The 17,395-nt window shown below is 56.6% G+C and carries 16 protein-coding genes, 1 tRNA gene and 1 other RNA gene; 9 read left to right on the forward strand and 9 right to left on the reverse strand.

From position 1 onward, the window contains the following. Positions 1–24: 24 nt before the first annotated feature. The 4 genes from HXW73_RS07845 to betI all read right to left on the reverse strand — a co-directional run bounded on the left by HXW73_RS07845 (position 25) and on the right by betI (position 6,575). Positions 25–2,514 (reverse strand): acyl-CoA dehydrogenase, encoded by a 2,490-nt coding sequence (locus HXW73_RS07845; protein WP_186255666.1) that lies wholly within the window; start codon positions 2,512–2,514, stop codon positions 25–27. Between the two features lie 189 nt (positions 2,515–2,703). Beyond that, the gene (gene betA, locus HXW73_RS07850) at positions 2,704–4,377 is read right to left on the reverse strand and encodes a choline dehydrogenase (RefSeq protein ID WP_186255667.1); all 1,674 of its coding nucleotides are present in this window, start codon (positions 4,375–4,377) and stop codon (positions 2,704–2,706) included. A gap of 94 nt (positions 4,378–4,471) precedes the next feature. Beyond that, the gene (betB, locus tag HXW73_RS07855; protein ID WP_186255668.1) at positions 4,472–5,941 is read right to left on the reverse strand and encodes a betaine-aldehyde dehydrogenase; all 1,470 of its coding nucleotides are present in this window, start codon (positions 5,939–5,941) and stop codon (positions 4,472–4,474) included. 10 nt (positions 5,942–5,951) lie between these two features. After that, the gene (betI, locus tag HXW73_RS07860; RefSeq protein WP_186255669.1) at positions 5,952–6,575 is read right to left on the reverse strand and encodes a transcriptional regulator BetI; all 624 of its coding nucleotides are present in this window, start codon (positions 6,573–6,575) and stop codon (positions 5,952–5,954) included. Positions 6,576–6,757: 182 nt separating this feature from the next. On the opposite strand from betI, the gene HXW73_RS07865 reads away from it, so the two are divergent. From HXW73_RS07865 to HXW73_RS07890, 6 genes are all read left to right on the forward strand, one after another. After that, positions 6,758–7,693 carry a choline ABC transporter substrate-binding protein gene (locus HXW73_RS07865; RefSeq protein ID WP_186255670.1) on the forward strand — a complete coding sequence of 312 codons (936 nt, stop codon included), beginning with the start codon at positions 6,758–6,760 and terminating at the stop codon, positions 7,691–7,693. An 87-nt stretch (positions 7,694–7,780) separates the two neighbouring features. Next, a tRNA-Met gene (locus HXW73_RS07870) sits at positions 7,781–7,857 on the forward strand. A gap of 46 nt (positions 7,858–7,903) precedes the next feature. Further along, positions 7,904–8,000, forward strand: an RNA gene (gene ffs / locus HXW73_RS07875) — signal recognition particle sRNA small type. A 316-nt stretch (positions 8,001–8,316) separates the two neighbouring features. After that, on the forward strand, positions 8,317–9,087 hold the full coding sequence (locus tag HXW73_RS07880; RefSeq protein ID WP_186255671.1) for a DUF3750 domain-containing protein: 771 nt from the start codon (positions 8,317–8,319) through the stop codon (positions 9,085–9,087). Between the two features lie 131 nt (positions 9,088–9,218). Then, entirely contained in the window at positions 9,219–9,617 is a 399-nt protein-coding gene (locus HXW73_RS07885; protein ID WP_186255672.1) for an antitoxin Xre-like helix-turn-helix domain-containing protein, read from the forward strand. Further along, a complete protein-coding gene (locus tag HXW73_RS07890; RefSeq protein WP_186255673.1) occupies positions 9,611–10,336 on the forward strand; it encodes an RES family NAD+ phosphorylase in 726 nt (241 codons plus the stop codon). The genes HXW73_RS07885 and HXW73_RS07890 overlap by 7 nt, the downstream gene beginning before the upstream one ends. 19 nt (positions 10,337–10,355) lie before the next feature. Here the strand turns inward: HXW73_RS07890 and mntR are convergent, their stop codons facing one another. Beyond that, complete coding sequence (gene mntR, locus HXW73_RS07895; protein ID WP_186255674.1) at positions 10,356–10,832, reverse strand: manganese-binding transcriptional regulator MntR; 477 nt, start codon at positions 10,830–10,832, stop codon at positions 10,356–10,358. A gap of 163 nt (positions 10,833–10,995) precedes the next feature. On the opposite strand from mntR, the gene HXW73_RS07900 reads away from it, so the two are divergent. The 3 genes from HXW73_RS07900 to HXW73_RS07910 are packed head-to-tail and all read left to right on the forward strand — an operon-like array spanning position 10,996 to position 13,685. Then, positions 10,996–11,913: a metal ABC transporter substrate-binding protein gene (locus HXW73_RS07900; RefSeq protein WP_186255675.1), complete on the forward strand. Its 918-nt coding sequence runs from the start codon at positions 10,996–10,998 to the stop codon at positions 11,911–11,913. 6 nt (positions 11,914–11,919) lie between these two features. Continuing rightward, complete coding sequence (locus HXW73_RS07905) at positions 11,920–12,747, forward strand: metal ABC transporter ATP-binding protein (protein ID WP_186255676.1); 828 nt, start codon at positions 11,920–11,922, stop codon at positions 12,745–12,747. 11 nt (positions 12,748–12,758) lie between these two features. Beyond that, positions 12,759–13,685 carry a metal ABC transporter permease gene (locus HXW73_RS07910; protein ID WP_186255677.1) on the forward strand — a complete coding sequence of 309 codons (927 nt, stop codon included), beginning with the start codon at positions 12,759–12,761 and terminating at the stop codon, positions 13,683–13,685. Between the two features lie 5 nt (positions 13,686–13,690). On the opposite strand, the gene HXW73_RS07915 is transcribed toward HXW73_RS07910, so the two are convergent. The 4 genes from HXW73_RS07915 to HXW73_RS07930 all read right to left on the reverse strand — a co-directional run bounded on the left by HXW73_RS07915 (position 13,691) and on the right by HXW73_RS07930 (position 17,210). Beyond that, positions 13,691–14,041, reverse strand: a complete 351-nt coding sequence (locus tag HXW73_RS07915; RefSeq protein ID WP_186255678.1) for a P-II family nitrogen regulator — start codon at positions 14,039–14,041, stop codon at positions 13,691–13,693. Next, the gene (locus tag HXW73_RS07920; RefSeq protein ID WP_186255679.1) at positions 14,031–14,849 is read right to left on the reverse strand and encodes a DUF1538 domain-containing protein; all 819 of its coding nucleotides are present in this window, start codon (positions 14,847–14,849) and stop codon (positions 14,031–14,033) included. The genes HXW73_RS07915 and HXW73_RS07920 overlap by 11 nt, the downstream gene beginning before the upstream one ends. After that, a complete protein-coding gene (locus HXW73_RS07925) occupies positions 14,846–15,613 on the reverse strand; it encodes a DUF1538 domain-containing protein (RefSeq protein WP_186255680.1) in 768 nt (255 codons plus the stop codon). Before HXW73_RS07925 ends, HXW73_RS07920 begins: the two co-directional genes overlap by 4 nt. Positions 15,614–15,815: 202 nt before the next feature. Beyond that, positions 15,816–17,210, reverse strand: a complete 1,395-nt coding sequence (locus tag HXW73_RS07930; RefSeq protein ID WP_186255681.1) for a GntP family permease — start codon at positions 17,208–17,210, stop codon at positions 15,816–15,818. Positions 17,211–17,395 lie beyond the last annotated feature (185 nt).

The raw sequence follows: 17,395 nt of genomic DNA on the forward strand, positions 1-17,395 counted from the left end.
GCGAGCAAGTGGCTATTTCAAGGGCTATTTAATGCTGTCGGCCTTCTCAGGTGTTTCTTTCACCGGCGTTTTGGCATTGTGATCAATCAGCGTTGCCTTGTCGGTAGCGAAGGTTTCGTAGGGGAAATCATCCACAGTGAGCATTTCCAATACCTCGGCTTCGAACTCACGCATGAACTGAGCGTCTTCTTCGCTGATCAGACGGTTTTCCAATGCTGCCTCTACCCGCGCTTCAGGGTGGAGAGCTGTTTGCGGCAGTTCACCCTTGGCATAGGCTTTGTTCACCGTGCGGTAAATCGCCTCAGCGCGGTCGTAGTCAACCAGCAGGGCATTGTAACGGGCCAGCGGATTGCGCTGTTCGCCGTCGTCCTTGTCCCAGGTATTCTGCAATAGCTTGGTGCGCAGGGCGCTGTGCGTGGAAATGCGCTTGGCGATATCCCGGGCAAAGTCATCGTGGGGCTTGTCCCAACGGCGTCCTGTCGGCATGACAATCACTTTCAGCGTTTTACCCAGCGCCCGGTTGGGCAGATTATCGAAAATTTCGACAAAGGCCTGTTCAGCGCGCTGTAGTAGGAAACGGCAGCTGTAATGCAGCAGGGCTTCTTCGCCTTCCACCTTATCACCGGCTTGCCATTGCTTGAGTACCATCGAGGCCAGGTAAAGGTTGGAAAGCACATCGCCAAGACGGGCAGAGAGCATCTCGCGTTTTTTCAAGGCCGAGCCGAGACTCGCCATGGCGGCATCGGCGCACAGCCCGAAGCCGGCCGAGAGGCGGGCGATGTCCTGTGCATAGGCTGTCGCAGGGCCATCGAACGGGACCTTGGGTTTAGCGATGCCGAAGCCCAGTGTGAACGCGCGTGCGGCGTTGCCAAATATCAAGCCGGCGTGGCTGAAAAACGCCTTGTCAAAGGCTTTGGCGTCGTTAGCGTCTTTGGCTGCCAGCTCTTCCAGAACATAAGGATGGCAGCGGATAGCGCCCTGACCGAAGATCATCAGGTTGCGGGTCATGATGTTGGCGCCTTCCACGGTGATCGCCACCGGGTTGGCACTGTAGCCGATACCCAGGTAGTTACGTGGGCCCAGGGTGACCGCCTTGCCACCGTGTACGTCCATGGCATCGGCCAAGATGTCGCGCTGGAATTCGGTCAGTTGGCTTTTCAGAATCGCCGAGGGGACCGCAGGCTTCTCGCCGTGGTCGATCAGGTTGGCGGTTTGATAGACCGTTGCCTGAGAGATGTAGCCAAGGGCTGCCATGCGTGCCAGAGGTTCCTGCACGCCTTCCATTTCTGCGACGGGCACATTGAACTGACGGCGCACGCGCGTGAAACCGCCGCTCCAACCGAGAGCATAGCGTGCCGTGCCGGTAGCGCCTGAAGGCAGCGTGACGCAGCGACCGATGGAGAGGCACTCGACCAGCATGCGCCAACCCTGACCGATCATGTCCGGGCCACCGATAATGGTGTCCAGCGGGATAAAGACGTCCTTACCGACAATCGGGCCGTTCATGAACGGGCTGCCGATCGGGTGATGGCGACGTCCGATTTCCATGCCGTCGGTATCGCGGGGAATCAACGCCAGGGTAATGCCGCGGTCTTCTTCATCGCCGAGCAGGTTGTCGGGGTCAAACAGCCGGAAGGCAAGGCCAACAACGGTGGCGATCGGTGCCAGGGTGATCCAGCGCTTTTCAAAGTTGAGCCGCAGGCCGAGGACTTCTTCGCCGTTGACCATTTGCTTGCACACGACGCCGGTGTCCGGCAGTGAAGTGGCGTCTGAACCAGCACGCGGGCCCGTCAGGCCAAAGCAGGGGATTTCACGGCCATCAGACAGGCGCGGCAGGTAGTGATCTTTCTGCTCTTGCGTACCGTATTTGAGCAGTAGCTCGCCTGGGCCCAGCGAGTTGGGCACACCGACGGTGACCATCAGCGTCTCATTGGCGGAGAGCTTTTGCAGTACCATGGACTGCGCTTTGGCCGAGAAGCCCAGGCCGCCATACTCCTTCGGAATAATCATGCCGAAGAAGCCTTCTTTTTTCAGGTAATCCCACAACTGCTGGGGCAGGTCCGCCCGTTCAATGGCGATATCCCAGGCGTTACACATGCCAGCCGCTTTTGCGCACTGGTTGTCGAGGAAGGCTTGCTCGTCTTCACGCAGGCCGTCGTCTTTAAAGTTGAGCAGTTTGTTCCATTGGGGCTTGCCGGAAAACAGCTCGCCGTCCCAGGAGACGGTACCCGCTTCCAGCGCGGTGCGCTCTGTATCGGATACCTTAGGGGCGACTTTCTTGAACATCGCAAATAGCCGTGGGGTGAGCCACTGGCGGCGTAGCGCAGGAAGCCCGGCGACAGCCACCGCGGCGGCGCCCAGCAGTAGTAGCACGCCAATAACGGTGGCATCGAAAAGCAGGCCAACAAGACCCAGCACAGCAAGCACGACCAGGGCAGCGGTTGCGCCGGCTTCGCGGCGCATCACCGCGAGCAGGCCAACAGCCGCCAGCACGATCAGTAGTAGGGTGAGCATAGTGCCTCTCCATATGTTGAGGGATAGTGTTGATGGATACGATAGGGTTAATGCAAAGATTTAAACAGATGTTTGAATATTGGCAGACCCGCGCCACCCAGTGCAAGTACTTCGATGCGTTAAAGCGATATAAAAAAACGTCGCAGCGCTGGGCTACGACGTTTTAGAGTTTTGCGACCGACGCTTGGTTCAGTGACGCTTGGCAGGTGCGCCGTTGGCCACGTAATAGTCGACGTTGGCCCGGGGTAGTGGCTCACGCTCACGAATCCGGTCGGCGATCTTTTCCGCCAGCATGATGGTGGGGGCGTTCAGGTTGCCGGTGGGGATGACCGGGAACAAGGACGCATCGACCACACGCAAGCCGTCAATACCATGAACGCGGCCCTGGCCATCCGTGACCGCCATCTCGTCGTTGCCCATCCGGCAGCTGCCGCAGGGGTGGTAGGCGGTTTCAGCGTGCTGTTTGACGAAAGCATCGAGCTCGGCATCCGACTGTACATCCGGGCCAGGCGCGATTTCGCGGCCGCGGTATTGATCAAAGGCTGGCTGGGCGATGATGTCGCGCGTCAGGCGAATGGCATCGCGGAACTCTTGCCAGTCTTTGTCCTTGGCCATGTAGTTGAACAGAATGCTGGGCGCCGCGTGTGGATCCTTTGACGTCAAGCGGATGCGGCCACGGCTTTCCGAGCGCATGGAGCCCACGTGTGCCTGGAAGCCATGGGCCTGCACGGCGCTTTTGCCGTTGTAGCTGATCGCGATGGGCAGGAAGTGGTACTGCAGATTGGGCCACTCTTCTTCATCGCGGCTGCGGATAAAACCGCAGGATTCAAACTGGTTGCTCGCGCCCACGCCGGTGCCCTTGAACAGCCACTCGGCACCAATCTTGGGCTGGTTGTACCATTTGAGCGCCGGGTAGAGCGAAATGGGTTCTTTGCACTCGTACTGGATGTACATTTCCAGGTGATCCTGAAGATTTTCACCCACGCCGGGCAGGGCGTGAACCGTCTCGATATCGAGTTCTTTTAGCAGTTCCGGGTTGCCAATGCCCGAGCGCTGAAGGATTTGCGGGGAGGCAATGGCACCACCGCAGAGCAGCACTTCACGGCGAGCGTAGGCCTGCTGCTTTTCGCCTTTTTGCTCATAGCGAACGCCCACCGCACGCTTACCCTCGAACTCGATTACATCGGTCACTGCATGGGTTTCGATGGTCAGGTTGCTACGCTGCTTGGCGATATCCAGGTAACCACGCGCCGTCGATGCGCGGCGGCCGTTAGGCGTCACGAAGCGGTCCATGGGGCCAAAGCCTTCCTGCTGATAGCCGTTGACGTCATCGGTCTCCGGGTAGCCCGCCTGCTTACCTGCTTCGATAAAGATATGGTAAAGCGGATTATTGCCCGCCTTGGGCGTTGTCACGCTGACCGGGCCATCGCCGCCGTGATAGTCGTTTGGCCCGATATCGCGGCTTTCGCTTTTTTTGAAGTAGGGCAGGCAGCTTAAATAGTCCCAGTCTTCAAGACCCGGCTGTTTGGCCCAGTTGTCGTAATCCAAGGCATTGCCGCGGATATAGCACATGCCGTTAATCAGCGATGAGCCGCCCAGCCCCTTGCCTCGACCACACTCCATGCGGCGGCCGTCCATATGCGGTTCCGGGTCGGTTTCAAACGCCCAGTTGTAGCGCTTGCCCTGTAGCGGGAAAGCCAGGGCAGCGGGCATTTGGGTACGGAAATCAAAGCGATAGTCAGGGCCGCCTGCTTCTAGCAGCAGCACGCTGACGTTGCTGTCTTCGGTGAGGCGAGTCGCAAGCACATTGCCTGCCGAACCGGCACCGATAATGATGTAATCAAATTCACGTGATTGAGACATACTGATCCACCGGGACTTATAGGGGAAGGGGCTATCATGGGGGTAGCTTTGCTACCCCCAGCGCCCTTGGCTAGTGAGTACGTGTTAGCAACAGTTAAAACACTGACTCAAACGGCCCCATCTCGATCTGTACGGACTTGGTCTGGGTATAGTGGTTGAGGGTCTCGACACCGTTTTCACGCCCAATGCCCGACTCTTTATAGCCGCCAACCGGCATTTCGGACGGTGACTCGCCCCAGGTGTTGACCCAGCAGATACCGGCTTCCAACTGGTGGATTACGCGGTGGGCACGGTTCAGGCTTTCACTGAACACGCCTGCCGCGAGGCCATAGAGGGTGTCGTTGGCACGACGGACCACGTCGGCTTCATCGTCAAACGCCAGTACGGACATCACCGGGCCGAAAATCTCTTCGCGCACGATGCGCATGTCATCGTTGCAGTCGGTGAAGATGGTCGGTGCTGCCCAGGCGCCATTGGCCAGGCTGCCGGTGTTCCAGTCGTCCCCGCCAATCAGAATCCGTGCGCCTTCTTCTTTACCCAGAGCAATGTATGACAGCACTTTTTTCTGGTGCTCAAAGCTGACCAACGGGCCAAAGTTGACGTTGGGATCCAGCGGGTCGCCTGCCTTGATACGCTTGACGCGCTCTACCAGCTTGGCTTCAAAGGCGTCTTTAACGCTGCGCTCGACAAACACTCGCGTGCCGTTGGTGCAAATCTGGCCGCTGGAGTAGAAGTTGGCCATCATTGCCGCATCGGCGGCACGGTCGAGGTCGGCGTCAGCAAACACGATCAGTGGTGATTTGCCGCCCAGTTCCATGGTGACGTCTTTCAACGTCGAGCTGGCTGCCGCCGACATTACCTTCTTGCCGGTACCGGCTTCACCGGTAAACGATACCTTGTCGATATCTGGGTGCTCGGTGAGCATGGCACCCACTAGGCCATCGCCCTGCACCACGTTGAACACGCCGTTGGGTAGGCCGGCTTCGGTGAAGATTTCGGCAAGCTTCATGGTGGTGAGCGGCGTGACCTCACTGGGCTTGAACACTATCGCGTTGCCCGCAGCCAGTGCCGGGGCGGCTTTCCAGCAGGCAATTTGAATCGGGTAGTTCCAGGCGCCGATGGCACCTATCACGCCTAGCGGCTCGCGGCGGGTGTAGATAAAGGAGCTATCGCGAAGTGGGATCTGGCTGCCCTCAATCGCGGGCGCCAAGCCTGCGTAATACTCCAGCGCATCCGCCCCGGTCACGATATCGACACTGGCGGTTTCGCTGATCGGCTTGCCGGTATTGCGGGTTTCCAGTTCAGCCAGTTCGTCATTACGCTCTCTTAGCAGCGCCACTGCACGCAGCATGATGCGCGCACGCTCCATGCCGGTCATGGCGGCCCATTCGCGCTGGCCTTCTCGGGCCGCTTTAACCGCACTGTCAACGTCAGCCTGGCTTGCCTGGCCGACCGTTGCCAGCAGGCTGCCATCGAAAGGGTTGGTGATAGTAAAGGTATCGCCTGAGGTGGCATCGACCGGGCGACCGTTAATGAAAAGAGGCTGTATATCTTGAGTAGCCATGGAGGTCTCCTTAATAAGTTTCGATCATGGATGCATGCTGTTGGCATCCATGGTGAGCAAGTAGTTGGTCAAGGTAGGTGTGAGCCAGGTGACGGGCTTCGTCGGCGTCCAGGCCTTCTGGCGTCAGAGCGCCACGCAACCACAGTCCGTCGATCATGGCGGCCAGACCACGAGCCGCGTTGCGAGCATCCGCCCGCGGCATTACCTGGCGAAACTGGTGGCATAAATTGGTGTATAGACGACGGTCGTTGACATTCTGAAGGCGCTGCAGCGTCGGTCTGTGCATACTGCTGGCCCAGAAGGCGAGCCAGGTCTTGGCGGCTGGGCCGGTGACCTGGGTGCGGTCAAAGTTGCCTTCAATAATGGCGCCAATGTGGGCGCGGGGCGTATTGTCCTCCAACGCGTGGCGACGCACCGAAATAGCATGGTTAAGGTCGGTCAGAATTTGCCGCATGGTGGCTTCCAGAAGCCCATCCTTGCCGCCAAAGTAATGGCTGATAATGCCTGCTGATACCCCCGCGTGGCGGGCAATCCGCATGACAGTGGCTTCCGCCAACCCAACTTCGTCAATAGCCGCCATAGTGGCGTTAATTAGCTGCTCGCGGCGTATTGGTTCCATTCCCACCTTAGGCATGGCTATCTCCTGTCGCGTTGAATGCCTATTCACCCATAACCTTGAAAAACGACTGTAGGCATGATTACCTAACAATGATGGCATTTTTTTATTGAACGTTCAATCAATAAAAAGACGTTAGTTGCCGCTTCGACATTAACGCGGGGCGGGTGATCGATAATCTGATGAAAAGGGGACGCTAAATGAAGAAAACACGTTTAAGCATGATGGGGGCGATGGTCGTCACGGCGGGGCTGCCTTCTCTAGCGATGGCCAACGAATGCAGTACGGTTCGCTTTGTCGAGGTGGGCTGGACCGACATTACCGCGACCACAGCGCTTGCCGGTGAGGTGTTGGAAGGCATGGGCTATGAAGTACGTGTAGATACCGTGTCAGTACCTATTGCCTATTCAGGCATGGAAAACGGCGACTTCGATGTCTTTTTGGGCAACTGGATGCCATCAATGGCCTCAATCAGTGACCCCTACGTTGAGAAAGGAAGCGTTGACCGGCTGACGGCTAACCTCGAAGGTGCCAAATACACGTTGGCAGTACCGCAATATGTTTACGATGCGGGCGTCACGTCGGTGGAAGACCTGGCCGAGCATGCAGACAAGTTCAACAGCGATCTTCACGGCATTGAAGCTGGTAACGATGGCAACCAGTTGATTCAGCAGATGATCGATGACGATGCCTTTGGCCTTGGTGATTGGCAGTTGGTCGATTCCAGTGAAGCCGGCATGTTGTCTGAACTGAGCGCGCGGGTGCCCAATGAGGATTGGATGGTATTCCTGGGCTGGGAGCCACACCCCATGAACACCAACTTCGACATGGCATACCTGGAAGGCGCTGGTGATTATTTTGGTCCTGATCTGGGTGGTGCAACGGTGTATACCAATACCCGCGGCGGCTACGTAGAAGAGTGCCCCAACGTCGGTGAGCTGCTCAACAACATGACGTTCACGCTTGAGATGGAAAACCAGCTCATGGCTGAAATCATGGATGATGGTGAAGACCCGCGTGATGCCGCGCGTGCTTACCTGCAGGAAAATGATGAGCTGCTGGGCGAGTGGTTGGCCGGTGTGGAAACCATCGACGGCGAGCCTGCTGAAGAAGCTGTGCGCAACGCACTTCAATAAGCGGTGCTTGAAGGTAAAAGGCAGGTCGATAACGGCTTGCCTTTTGCCGTTAAGGTAGGCACAATGCGTCTCCGCTGATGTCGGAAAGGCTACGTAGCTCAGTTGGTTAGAGCACATCACTCATAATGATGGGGTCCCCTGTTCAAATCAGGGCGTAGCCACCACTCAGCGTAGGCAGATTCGTAAACAAATCAGCCGTTATGGTGGCCCCTTAGGTCCTCCCGCAACGCTAAACTGCAAACCCCGCCAGGCCCGGAAGGGAGCAACGGTAGTGGTGGATGCGTGTGCCGGGATGTGGCTTTTGGGGCCGCCTCCATTTCTAGCCCTCCGTTTATTGTTAATACTCCTCCTATTGATTGATTTTCAGCCTGCTTGTATGCCAAGTAGCAAATCTTTGTGTCTGCGCGGTAAGTTGCCTGTTCCTTTTTGCCTTCATCCGGCACTCTTTTGATGGTTGTTTAAGTCTCGCGAAGTGAGCTTTGTGCGATAGATCGTCTCACAACGCGGGCGATGAATAACGCTTTAGCGTGTGCACCACGTTTAGAGCCATCGCTCGATTTGTGCCTAGCCTCACGGTACCTTGGCTATCCGGCCAACACGGCCGTTAGCGACAAGAGGCTTCCATGAAAACACTAGCGTTGCTGGGGCGTTGGGCAGCGGTGCTGATCTTGCTGCTAGGCGCCCTGTTGGCCGGGCCGGTGTGGATGCTGGCCAGTGATCAGGTCGTGACAGAAGGCCACTGGTCGGCGCTGGATCGCTCGTCAGCGGATATTGCCCCGTCGCCAGAGGATGTTACGGAAGCGGTCGTGCAGGTTTACGCCGCCCGTGCGTATAACTGGCGGGGTGCCTTCGGGGTTCATGTCTGGATTGCCACCAAAGCGCAAAACGCTGACTACTATCGCTTGCATCAGGTACTGAGTTGGCGCCGACCTACGGTGGTGTCGTCGATCGATACGCCTGATCGCTTTTGGTTTGGCAATTCCCCCGAGCTGCTGGCGGATTATCGCGGCGAGCAAGCGCAAACCATGATTCCCCAGATTGCTGATGCGGCAGCACGCTTTCCCTATGCGGAGCTGTATCGCGTCTGGCCGGGACCCAATAGCAATAGCTTTATTGCCTGGGTCGCTCGGGAAGTGCCGGGATTCAATGTGTCCTTGCCAATCACGGCGGTTGGTAAAGACTACCTGTTTGACAGCGTCTTTGCCCCTGCGCCAAGTGGTACTGGTTACCAGCTTTCTCTAGGTGGCGTGGTGGGGCTGCTTGTCGCTCGGGAGGAAGGGATTGAGTTGAATATCCTTGGGCTTGGCGTGGGGGTCGATATCATGCGGCCGGCGATCAAGCTGCCGGGTATTGCACGGCTGGGAATGCCGGCCAAGGTTATGGAGAATCATTGATTGTCGGTGCGTTTACTGCCTGATGGCTGCCTCTTTGCCATCAAACAGGCAGAAAAGATCACAATGGTGTATCTTGTCTGTAGAAACATTTATTGAATTATTGTATTTGCAGAACAGGCCATGAGATGACGATGCAAACGGCAAACGAATTGGCTCACAATAAGGCGGCGGCAGCGGTGGGGCTGAAAGCGGCGGTGCGTATTCTGGATAAGTGGCGCGCGACCGGTGAGCAGGGAGAAGCTATTTTGCGCGTTTCCCACAGCACCTATGCCCGGGCGCGCCGAGGTGATGTGGCTGAAATCAAGCTGGACAGCGATCAGCTTACGCGCATTAGCTATCTGCTCAATATTCACGCAGCGCTCCGCATGCTGTTTGAAAACCCGGACAACCTGTATGGGTTTGTCTCGATGGCTAACCACAACCCCTATTTCAACGGCCGCGCGCCGCTTGACGTTATCAGTAGTGGTGATTTTGCCGCGCTATACGAGACATTCAAGCGTATCGATAGCCTGCGGGGTGCTCAGTGGTAGCGCCTGACGAGCTGCCGATATGTGCCGCAAAACGGGTCGAAAGCTACCGCTTGGTCAACAGCAAGTTTCCGCCGATCGACCTGTTTGACGACGTGGCAAATGCCGATGAGTTTGAAGCACTTTACGCGCTTCAGGCATTAACCAATCCACGTTTGCGAAACGAGGTCGGCGATCTGGGGCTTTTGCCCATTGAAGATATTCCCTTCGGCATTCGCGGCTGCTCTTATGCCACCGCACCCTTTACCCACGTCAACCCTAATGGCTCACGCTTCAGTGATGGCAGCTTTGGCGTGCTCTATGTCGCGGATTCACTGAACGCTGCGATTGCGGAGGTTAAATACCACCAGCAAGCGTACTGGCAGAAAGTGCCGTCGCTGCACTATGAACGTTTCGTGTTTAGAGGTCTGAAATGCGTGTTCGATGAAGGCGGTTGCCGAGATGGGGTGGTGTTAGCGCCGAATCATGCCATTTATAGCCCCGACGATTACCGGGCATCGCAGGTTTTGGGCGGGGCTTTGCGACGTTCAGGAGAGGCTGGGTTACGTTATCACTCGGTGCGACACAATGGAGGCGTCTGCTGGGCGCTGATGTCGCCGCGTCGGGTCAATCAGGTGATTCAGACCACTCACCTGGAAATGATCTGGAACGGTGACATCGCCCAGGTCAATCGGCTTTCAGTCGTATCAGGACCGCAAAAACAATCGCAGAAACAATCGTGAAAACAATGAAGTGGCTATTTTACGTCTGATGCTTTTCAGTAAAGCGCTGCATGATCGCCAGTGTTTCATCGCTGACGTGATGCTCCATGCCCTCTGCATCGATGCGGGCGGTATTGTCGCGAACGCCCAGGGCGCGCAGGAAATGCAGCACAATATCATGACGGGCGCGTGAGGTTTCGGCCATTTTATGGCCTTCCTCGGTCAAGAAGAGAGATCGGTAGGGGCGGCTCGTTACCAGTCCCAGCTCATTCAGGCGTCGGATCATTTTCGACACAGTCGCCTGGCTAACCGCCATGCGACTGGCGATATCCGCCGCGCGTGCTTCGCCTCGATGGCGTAAAAGATCCCCGATCAGTTCCACATAATCTTCGATCAGTTCGGTTTCGTGGGCGTTGCGCACGGTTTCGTACTGTTGCGCATGCTGTTCTACAGGCGGCAGCGCATCGCCACTCAGGCGTGAAGTAGGGGGCAACGGCTGCTGTTCGTGATCGCTCATAATGGCTATATAGGTTGGCTATATCAGTGTGAGTAAAAACGTTGATTGGGATGGTAGCGTATTTTTTGGAATAATTGTTAGCCAAGGCTAAACTATTTGCATTGTGCTTTTTTGTTGAGCTAAGGTTGTCGTCAACACGATCCTATCACAGTGGAGAGTCCCCATGCGTCAACGAAGTATATGGTTATCGTGCGCGATCCCTTTCGTATTTACCGGTGCCGTGACCAGTGTTCAGGCCGACGAAACGACATCGCGCATCAACGTGGCGGTGACATTTTCGGTATTGGGTGATCTGGTTGAACGAGTGGCGGGGGACAGCGCCAAGGTGTCCGTTCTTACCCCGGTCAATGCCGAGGTGCATGAATGGGAATTAACGCCTGACAACTTTGCTGCCCTGGAAGACGCCGATGTGGTGTTTTACAACGGCTACCAGCTTGAGCAATGGATGTCGCAGGTCAATGCCACGGTGGATGACGATACGCCTGTCGTGCCGGTGGCAGAAGCATCGGGCTATCCCACTCAAAGCATCGTGACCGGTGAAATGGAAGGCGATGTCGATCCGCATTTGTGGATGGACCCGCGCGCGGCAGCGGCCTATGTGCAGGCGATTGCCAATCAGCTTGAGGACGCTTTGCCACAACAGGCAGACGACATTCAGCGCCGTGCAGAGGCACTTGAAGCGTCTCTCCAGGAGCTTCACGTAGAGCTACAGGAAACCCTTGCTTCGATTCCCGATGAGCGACGCGTCCTGCTTTCCAGCGAGGCGGCGTTTCTTTACTTTGCCGATGCCTACAATTTTGAACACAACGGCATATGGGGCACCAATGCGGAAACGGAAGGCTCACCGCGCCAGTTGATGAGGGTCATTGACATGATTAACGAGCGCCAGCCTGCTGCGATCTTCTGGGAAAGCACCATATCCGACCGTCACGTGACGAGCGTGGCAAACGATACGAATACGCCCGTTGCCGGACCGCTTTATGTTGACTCGCTGAGTGAACCCGATGGTGACGCCCCCGACTATTTTGCCATGCTGCGCCATAACGCTGAGCTGTTGCGTCGTCATCTGGCAGACGAGTAAATCACCATGGCCATCAACCCTGATATGCCGAGCGCCGCTGTTGAGATCCAAGGCCTCTATGCGGCCTACCAACGTCAGCCGGTATTGGAAAACATCAACCTGTCCTTTCCAGCCGGCCAATGGACCGCCATTGTGGGGCCCAATGGTGCTGGCAAATCGACACTTTTCCATGTGCTAACGGGCAGCATGAAGCCGTTGCGCGGGAACGTGCATGCCTTTGGTCATCCGATTGCTGAGCACCGCCGCGCGGGGCATATCGCCTACATGGCTCAGCGCGAGGCTATCGAATGGGATTTCCCCGTCTCTGTCTGGGAAACGGTGATGGGCGGGCGCTTTGGTCATATGCGTGAGGATGCGTGGTGGCGACGCTACCTGCCCGCGCGCTGGTATCACCCGCGCCACGGCGATGCCGTACATGATGCATTGGCCGCTGTCGATATGCTGGCGTTTTCGGACCGGCCGATTGGCGCGCTTTCCGGCGGGCAGAAAAAACGTGTATTGCTGGCCCGTGCGCTGGCTCAGCAGGCCAGTATCCTACTACTGGACGAACCCCTCGCCGGTGTTGATCCACCCAGCGAGCGGCTGATCCTGGACGTATTGCGCCGCGAGAGAGAGCTAGGCAAGACGGTGATCATGGTGACCCACGATATGCCCAGCGCGCGTCGCTATGTTGACCATGTCGTGCTGATCAATCGCGTGATTCGTGGTGTAGGACGGCCCGATGACATGCTCAGCGACGCCAAACTGGCGGCGTTGGCAGTTAGCGCGCTTGAATCTACAGAGCGTGAGATGGCGCAAACTGCAAGCCCCCTATCCACCGCTTCGGGCCAATAAGGAGTCGCCTTATGATTGAGCTGTTAGACACCTTCGGCACCGGGCTGGTGGATGGCCTGATGAATGCGCTCATGGTAATGGTCAACCTGCTGCCGGCTACGCTGTCAGATGCCTTTCAGTACCGCTTTATGAAGCGCGCTCTGTTGACCTCGGTGATGGTGGGGGCAATTTGCGGTCTGCTTTCCTGCTATGTGGTCCTCAAACGTTGGTCACTGCTGGGCGATGCCATTTCTCATGCGGTGCTGCCGGGTGTCGCGATTGCCTACCTGCTCGGCTGGCCGTTTTTTATCGGGGCTTTCATCACCGGGGCGCTAACATCCATAGGCATCGGGGCGATCGAGCGGCATACCCGAATCAAGTCAGATGCTGCCATGGGGTTGATGTTCACCGGTGCTTTTGCGCTGGGGATTGTGATCATCAGCAAGATCGCCTCCAGTACTCACCTGATGCACATTCTGTTTGGCAATGTGCTGGGCGTGCGGGAGTCGGCGCTGTTACTGACGTTTGTAGCCAGTATCATTGCGCTGCTGGCGGTATGGCTCTTCTTTCGACCGCTGTTGCTTTACGCTTTTGACCCTCAGCAGGCGCAGGCGCTCGGTTTCAATACCAGCGTGATTCACTACGGGCTGATTTTGCTGCTGACGCTGACCATTGTGGCAAGCCTTGAGACGGTGGGCATTATCCTGGTGGTGGCCATGTTGATCACCCCCGGGGCGACGGCCCATCTGCTGACTGACCGTTTTCGCACCATGATGTTGATATCCGTATCGGTGGGCGTCAGTTCCGCGGTCGTCGGGCTCTGGTTATCGGCGATGCTCGATGTCGCCTCGGGCGGTACGATCGTGCTGGTGGCCACCGGCTGGTTTTTCATGGCGTTATTGCTGTCACCAAAGCATGGTTTGCTCGCCCGCCAGTGGCGGCGCTGGCGCATGAGTTAAGTCGGCTAGGTTTTTTGATCCGAGGTATCGGAGAGCGCTGCTATTTGATGCTTTACCCCGACCGCGTCTTCCACATCCACTACAAACGCGATGCCGGTGCCCGGCGTTTCGTCAAATTCGCCAACCCGGGCAATTGCTTCCAGAATTTGCTGGCTACGGTGTGCTTCGGCGAGAAACAGCAGCATATCCCGCTGTGACGTGATCTCCATGCCGAAGATCCCAAGCGCCTTGTTCAGCCCTTCGCCGCGTGCGTTATTGATCACGGTCGAACCGGTCGCCCCCGCCTTTCGGGCGGCATCAAGCAGGTCATCCGTCAGGTCGTCCTCGACCATCGCAACAATCAGCTTAAAGTGCATTACGATCTCCTTTTTGAGCAAGTTGGGCCTTACGGGACGCCGATATGGCCGTCTTGAGCTTATTACGCTTGGCTCGCCATTCGGCGAGCTGCGCATAGCCCATCACGGTGATGATGGGGAACAGGCAAGCAAGCGCAATCATGCCAAAACCGTCCATCACCGGGCTACGGTCAGGAATGGTGGAGGCCAGACCCAATCCCAAGGCGGCAATAATGGGTACGGTAATGGTGGACGTCGTCACCCCGCCTGAATCGTAGGCGAGCGGTATGATCGAACGTGGTGAGCGAAGCGTTTGTGCAATCACCAGCAGATACGCCGTGCAGACAAACCATTGAAGCGGCCACCCCATGACGATGCGCCATGCGCCCAGCGTAATCCCGAAGGCCATACCAATCGCAACGGCGATACGCAGCATGAGCGGGTTAATCGTACCGCCGGAAATCTGTCCTGCCTTCATTGATACCGCGATAAGCGAGGGTTCGGCAATGGTCGTGCTCGCGCCGATGGCAAAGGCGAAGATATAGACCCAGTAATAGTCGCTCCAGTGACGCTGTTCGTCTTGCCCTAATACAGGTAAGAAATTCTGGTGGGTGAGCTGGGTTGCCATCAGTTCGCCGAGCGGAAACAGAGCTTTTTCCAGGCCGACCAGAAAGAAAGATAGCCCCACCCATACCATCGCAAAACCGGTAAGTACCTGCGGCAGGCGTTTGACAGGTTTGCGAATGACGACGTATTGAAAGCCAAAAATAATCGCCGCAATGGGCAGTATATCCAGCAAGGTTCCCCAAAGTGTCGTCATGAAGGTCATGGGCTGACTCCCGGCAGCAGTTGAAGGCCGACGATGCCGAAGAGCAGCACAAAGATGATCGGCATTACCGAGGCCAGCGCGATCAGTCCAAAGCCATCCATCATGGGGCTGCGCCCCTTGATGGAGGAGGCGAGCCCAACGCCCAGGGCGGTGACCAGTGGCACGGTAATCGTCGATGTCGTGACACCCCCTGAATCGTAAGCGATACCGATCATCTCGCCAGGCGCGATCAGGGTCAGCAGCAGGACAATCAGGTAGCCCGTAATGATCATGATGTGAAGCGGCCAGCCCTTGAAAATCCGAATCACGCCGACGACGACCGCCAGGCCAACCGAGGCAGCGACCACCATGCGCAGAGCAAAGGCAAAGGTGTTTTGTGCGCTTTGGGTATCGATAATCAGGCCGCCCTGGGCGACGACCTCTGCGGCGCGCGCGGCAATGGCGATTAACGCCGGTTCCGCCACGGTTGAGCCAAAGCCCAGGGCAAAGGCGAAAGCCAGCAGCCATGCGACTGAGCCTTTTTTGACAAACGCGCGCGCCAGGTTCTCGCCAACCGGAAAAAGCCCAAGCTCCAGTCCTTTGATAAACAGCGTCAACCCTACCACGACAAACAGCAGCCCCAGTGCTAGGTCGACTATCGCCATAGTGTCGGGTAGCGGCTGACGAATAACGATTAACTGAAAAAACGCAATCACCAGCACCACGGGTGCCAAGTCGCGCAGGCTGTCTTTAAATTGGTGGGCAAGCGATACCAGAAAATACATGCGCATTTCCGCGGGTCAGGGGTGGGCCTAGCAAACCTTACGAGAGATCCAGTTTAGATGAGTACTTCCAACAAAAACATGATCCCGCGCAAGGGAAGTCGCATTGATCAATTGCCACGACATTTCCAACACATGGGCGGCGCTTAACGCGTCTGCAGATATTCAAAGCGCCGTCCGTTCAAAGGATGGCGTGTTAACGCTGTTAAAAGCTGCCAAATAGAGTGCCGAGGGTAATCACGCTGATCAGTGCGGCAATCGGCAGCACGATGGTGACCATGGCGACGTGTCCGTAGGACTGGCGGTGGGTGAGCCCGCAAATGGTCAGGAGCGTAATGACGGCGCCAGAGTGGGGCAGGGTGTCCATGCCGCCGGCGGCAAGCGTTGCCACCCGGTGCATGAGTTCCGGGTCGATGCCGGCTTCCAGGGCCATGGCGAGATATTCGCTGCCCAGCGTTTCAAGTGCGATGGATAAACCGCCTGAGGAAGAGCCAGTAAGGCCTGAAAGCACGCTCATCGCCATGGCCTCGGAAATCAGAGGATTGCCCGGGAAGGCGTTGAGTACCGCATCACGAATGACCGTAAAACCGGTAAGGCCAGCAATCACGGCACCATAGCCAACGACAGATGCCGTGTTGAATATGGGTAATAATGAGTCGAAGCAGCCTTTATTTACCGTGCCTTTCAAGTCAGCCCAATATTTCCAACGGCTGACGACAAGCCAGATTGAAGCGCTTAGCAAGGCAATCAGGATCGCCCATAGCCCCGTTTGTCGACTGGGCGTTACCCCTTCAAATTCATCGCTGATGAAGCTTAAGTCCAGTGACGGAAACATGAAGTAGGTAAGTAGCGCATTCAGGCCAATCACCATGCATAAGGGAGCAATGGCCAAGACGAGAGGCATGTCAGGTGTGGTGCCTGATGTATCCAGGTTGCCGGTCTCTTGTTCCTTGTGCCGCCCATAACCTTCGGCGTTTGCTGCAGCGCGTTTTACCTGAAGTGACAAGTAAAGCATTCCCAAGCCGAGCATGATAAGACCAGCGATAATCCCCAAGCCGGGGGCGGCAAAGCTGTTGGTTTCGTAATAAGGAATAGGGATTGCGTTCTGAATCGCCGGTGTGCCCGGAAGCGCCGTCATCGTAAAGGTGAATGAGCCTAAAGCAATGGTGCCTGGTATTAGTCGTTTAGGGATGTCGGTGCGGTAAAACAATTCGCGGCTGATGGGGTAAATGGCAAAGGCAACCACAAACAGCGATACCCCGCCGTAGGTGAGGATGGCGCAAGCCATCACGACGGTTAATACCACGTGATGGGTGCCCAGCTTATTGACGATGGCGTTGGCAATCGTTTGAGCGGCGCCAGAATCCGACATGAGCTGCCCAAACAAGGCACCCAGAAAAAACAGCGGGAAAAACTGTATGGCGAAGTTGCCCAGTGCCCCCATGAAAGTGTCGGTGTAAATGGGCAGCAGAAATGCAGCGTCCCCCGAGAGGATAACAGCGAGTGCCGCCATAAGCGGTGCCAGCAGTAAGACAGTAAGCCCACGATAAGCAAGCAAGATGAGCAGTATTAACGAAACAACAATAGCGAGAGTGCTCATGTGGGCTCCTGGGTAAAATTAAACTGACAGGGGTAAGCGAGAGCTAAATCGCAAGAGGTAGTATGCTGCAAAGCAACAATATGTGCCAAGAGAAGTGATAGGCGCCTGATCTGGCAATATATCCGGCAAGTGGCACCGCGAACAGGTGTTTTCTCTGATAAAATCCCGCGTTTTATCGCATACCA

Origin of the sequence: Halomonas sp. SH5A2 (genome assembly GCF_014263395.1) — a bacterium.
In the GTDB taxonomy this organism is placed as follows: Bacteria; Pseudomonadota; Gammaproteobacteria; order Pseudomonadales; family Halomonadaceae; genus Vreelandella.